Annotated in this window: 3 protein-coding genes and 1 pseudogene; 1 reads left to right on the top strand and 3 read right to left on the bottom strand. The window is 73.7% G+C overall.

What is annotated here, in order from left to right:
- The 3 genes and pseudogenes from C1I98_RS37080 to C1I98_RS44720 all read right to left on the bottom strand — a co-directional run.
- Positions 1-578, bottom strand: a 578-nt coding sequence (locus C1I98_RS37080; RefSeq protein ID WP_233508509.1) for a heparinase II/III domain-containing protein, incomplete at its 3' end; no start/stop codon positions are given.
- On the bottom strand, positions 538-972 hold the full coding sequence (locus tag C1I98_RS44725; protein ID WP_233508510.1) for a hypothetical protein: 435 nt from the start codon (positions 970-972) through the stop codon (positions 538-540). The genes C1I98_RS44725 and C1I98_RS37080, both read right to left, overlap by 41 nt.
- 104 nt (positions 973-1076) lie before the next feature.
- A pseudogene (locus tag C1I98_RS44720) lies at positions 1077-1280 on the bottom strand (sigma factor-like helix-turn-helix DNA-binding protein); the annotation flags it as partial.
- A gap of 520 nt (positions 1281-1800) precedes the next feature.
- Between C1I98_RS44720 and C1I98_RS37070 the strand changes: the two are divergent.
- A complete protein-coding gene (locus C1I98_RS37070) occupies positions 1801-3021 on the top strand; it encodes an ROK family transcriptional regulator (RefSeq protein ID WP_199537503.1) in 1221 nt (406 codons plus the stop codon).
- Positions 3022-3125 lie beyond the last annotated feature (104 nt).

The following is a 3125-nucleotide window of genomic DNA, read 5'->3' as shown; positions in this document are numbered from 1 at the left end:
GGCACGATCAGGGTCAGCAGGCGGGAGGCGGCGGGCGAGACCACGGTCACCGAATCCGCTCTGCGCAGGTAGCCGGTGCAGACCGTGCCCTGCCGTACGGACTGGCCCGGGACGGGCGCGTGGTCCGGCGGCCGGAGCTGGAGGAGGGTGACGCGCCGGTCACCCGCGGCGAGCGTCACCCGGCCCTCGCCGGTGGCGGCGGGGGCGAAGTGCCACAGGTTGCGCAGCGTCCGGCCGGCGGGCGCCTCGTCGAGCACCGCCATCAGGGCCGGGCCGTGGTGGACCAGTACCGCGCGGGTGCGCCGCACGCCGTACGCCTGGTCGGAGAGCCGGTAGCACTGCCTGGACGGCCCGATGGCGGAGGCGTCCAGCGAGGTCGCCGTGCCCGGCCTGAACTCGGCCTCCTGCACGATAGGCACGTTGTGCGCCTCGGGGGAGAGGGTCCAGCGCCTGAACTCGGTCCGCTCGTAGGAGTCGAACCCCGCCTCGACCAGTACGTCGTGCCCGCCCGCCTGGTAGGTGACGCCGAGATGGTCCTCATGGCCGGGCGGGAGACCGGGGGCGGGTGCCGAGGTCACGATCGCCCTGCCAGTGGCGACCGTCCTCGGTGGCCCACTGCTCGCTCAGCCGCTCGGTCACGATTTGGTGGCCTGCGACCTGCCGGATCTCGCTGCGGAGCCTGCTGACATGCCAGTAGGCCCCCGCGGGCTCGCCCGGAACGGCGGCGGTCGCGGCGGCCAACAGTACCGACCGCCCGGCCAAGGTGGCGGTGGGCGCGGGCAGCGCGGTGCCCACCACGACGGCCACCGCGATGACGGCGGCCGGCATCCAGGGCAGCCGGGCGCGGCGGCGGCGCTCGTTCTCCAGCCTCGCGCGTACCCGGGCGACGGTGGAAGGGTGGGGTGACGGCGGCTCGCCGCACAGCTCCCGCAACTCGCGCAGCTCTGGCAGGTCCTCATGCAGCTCACCCATGCTCGGCCTCCGTGACGAGCATCGGATTGGCGCCGCCCAGCGAGCCGCGCAAGCTTGCGCCTGGCCCGGCTCAGCCGGGAGCCGACCGTGCCGTAGGGGATGCCGAGCGCCGCCGCGACCTCCTCGTGGCTCAGCCCGGCGAGCGCGACGAGCAACAGCACGTCGCGGTCGCGCCGGTCGAGCGCCGCGACCGCCGCCGCCAGGCTGGGCCGCAGGCTCTGCGCGCTCACCTGCACCGCGACCCGGTCCTCGTGCCCCGGCGCGTCCGGATCGACGCCGTGCCGGGCCAGCGCCCGCAGTGTCCGCACCTCCAGCCGCCGCTGCCTGCCGATCAGGTTCGTGGCGATGCCCGTACAGCCAGGACCGGACCGTCGCCCGCGCCGGATCGTAGGAGGCCCGCTTGCGGAACGCCACCGGGAACGTCTCGGCCACGACGTCTTCCGCGCTGTCCGGGCCTAGCCGCTGGGCGGCGTAGCGGTGGATCTCCGCGAAAAAGGCGTCGAAGACCTCGGCGAACCGCTCGGCGTCGGCCAGCGGGCGCACCGCCGTCTCCCCGCCCGCGGACGGGCTCGCCCACGAGATCGCGGTCACGCCGGGCTCCACCGGGTAGATCTCCCCGTCATGTACAGCCTTTCGCGATGCGGGAACGTCGGACACTCCTTACTCTCCCGATCCCGCGATTCACTTTCACGCCGTCTGGAGGACCATCGCCGATCTTGTGGATTTCGTGAAACTTGGGTGGTTCGGTACAGGACCGTCGGCATGTCACTGGGGCGGGGGATGCGGCATGATGGGCGCAGCCTGGCGCGAGCGGGAACGAGGCTCACCTTGATCACTTCTACGACGGGCCCGCGGCCCGCTGACTTCACCGACGTCCGGGCGACCAACCTCGCGGTGGTCTTGAGGTTCGTGCGGGAGAACGCGCCGTGCTCACGGGCCGACATCGCCGCCTCGACCGGGCTGAACAAGGCGACCGTCTCCAGCCTGGTGGCCGATCTGATCGAGCGGCGGCTGGTACGCGAGACCGGGCTCACCGAGAACCGCGTCGGCCGCCCGGCGACGATGCTCGTGCTGGACGGCTCGCCGTACGCGGCGGCCGGGATCGAGGTGAACGTCGACGGCCTGACCGTGGTGGCGGTCGACCTGTCCGGACGTCAGGTGCTGACCTTACGCAAGTCCTTTCCCGGTATCGGCGCGTCGGCGACCCAGGCGGTGGCCGCGGTGGCGGCGCTGGCCCGCCGTACGGTCAACCGGATGGTCAGGGAGGAGCGGCGGGTCCTCGGGCTGGTCGTGGCCGTTCCCGGGCTCGTGGGCGTGGAGGGCAGGGTGCGCTTCGCGCCCAACCTGGACTGGCATGACGTGGACCTGGCGCACGACCTCGCGGCGGCGCTGCGCGACCCGGAGTTCCCCATCCAGGTGGACAACGACGCCAATCTCGGCGCGCTGGCCGAGCACCGCTTCGGCCCCTACGGCGGCGCGGGCAACCTGGTCTACCTCACCGGCGAGGTCGGCGTCGGCGCGGGGGTGATCGTGGACGGCCGGCTGCTGCGCGGCGGCCAGGGGTTCAGCGGCGAACTCGGCCACGTGCAGGTCGATCCCGCGGGGCCCCGGTGCGGCTGCGGGCGGCTCGGCTGCCTGGAGGCCGTCGCCGGGATCGGCGCGGTGTTCGGCCGGTTCTCCGAGGGCGGCCCCGCGGTCTCCCCGGCCGTGGTGGCGCCGGAGATCGACGAGGTGGTACGCCTGGCCCGGGCGGGCGACCGGGCCACCCTCGCGGTGCTCGCCGACATCGGCGGCAGCCTGGGCAAGGGCGTGGCGATCCTGGCCAACCTGCTCAATCCGCAGGCCGTGGTGCTGGGCGGTCACTACGTGCCGCTCGCGCCCTGGCTGATCCCCGCGGCCGAGGCCGAGGCGCGCGTCCGCACGATCGCCCCGGACGCCGGCGGCTGCCGGATCGTGGCCTCCACCCTCGGGTACGGCGCGGCGGCCCTCGGCGGCGCGGCCCGCGTACTCGACTTCATCGAGTCCGGCCGCCTCCCCACCCGCCCCTGAGTCACGCCTCCGAAAATCGTCTGGCCGTTCTGGGCGGTGTTTCGAGGATCACCGCCGTCCGTCACCTGGCGTTCCTGAGCCGGGCTTTCAGGGTTCGTCGTCGC

The organism is Spongiactinospora gelatinilytica (genome assembly GCF_003236385.1).
In the GTDB taxonomy this organism is placed as follows: Bacteria; Actinomycetota; Actinomycetes; order Streptosporangiales; family Streptosporangiaceae; genus Spongiactinospora; species Spongiactinospora gelatinilytica.
Note: the sequence above shows the minus strand (reverse complement) of the source record. Positions and strands in the feature narration are given on the sequence as shown.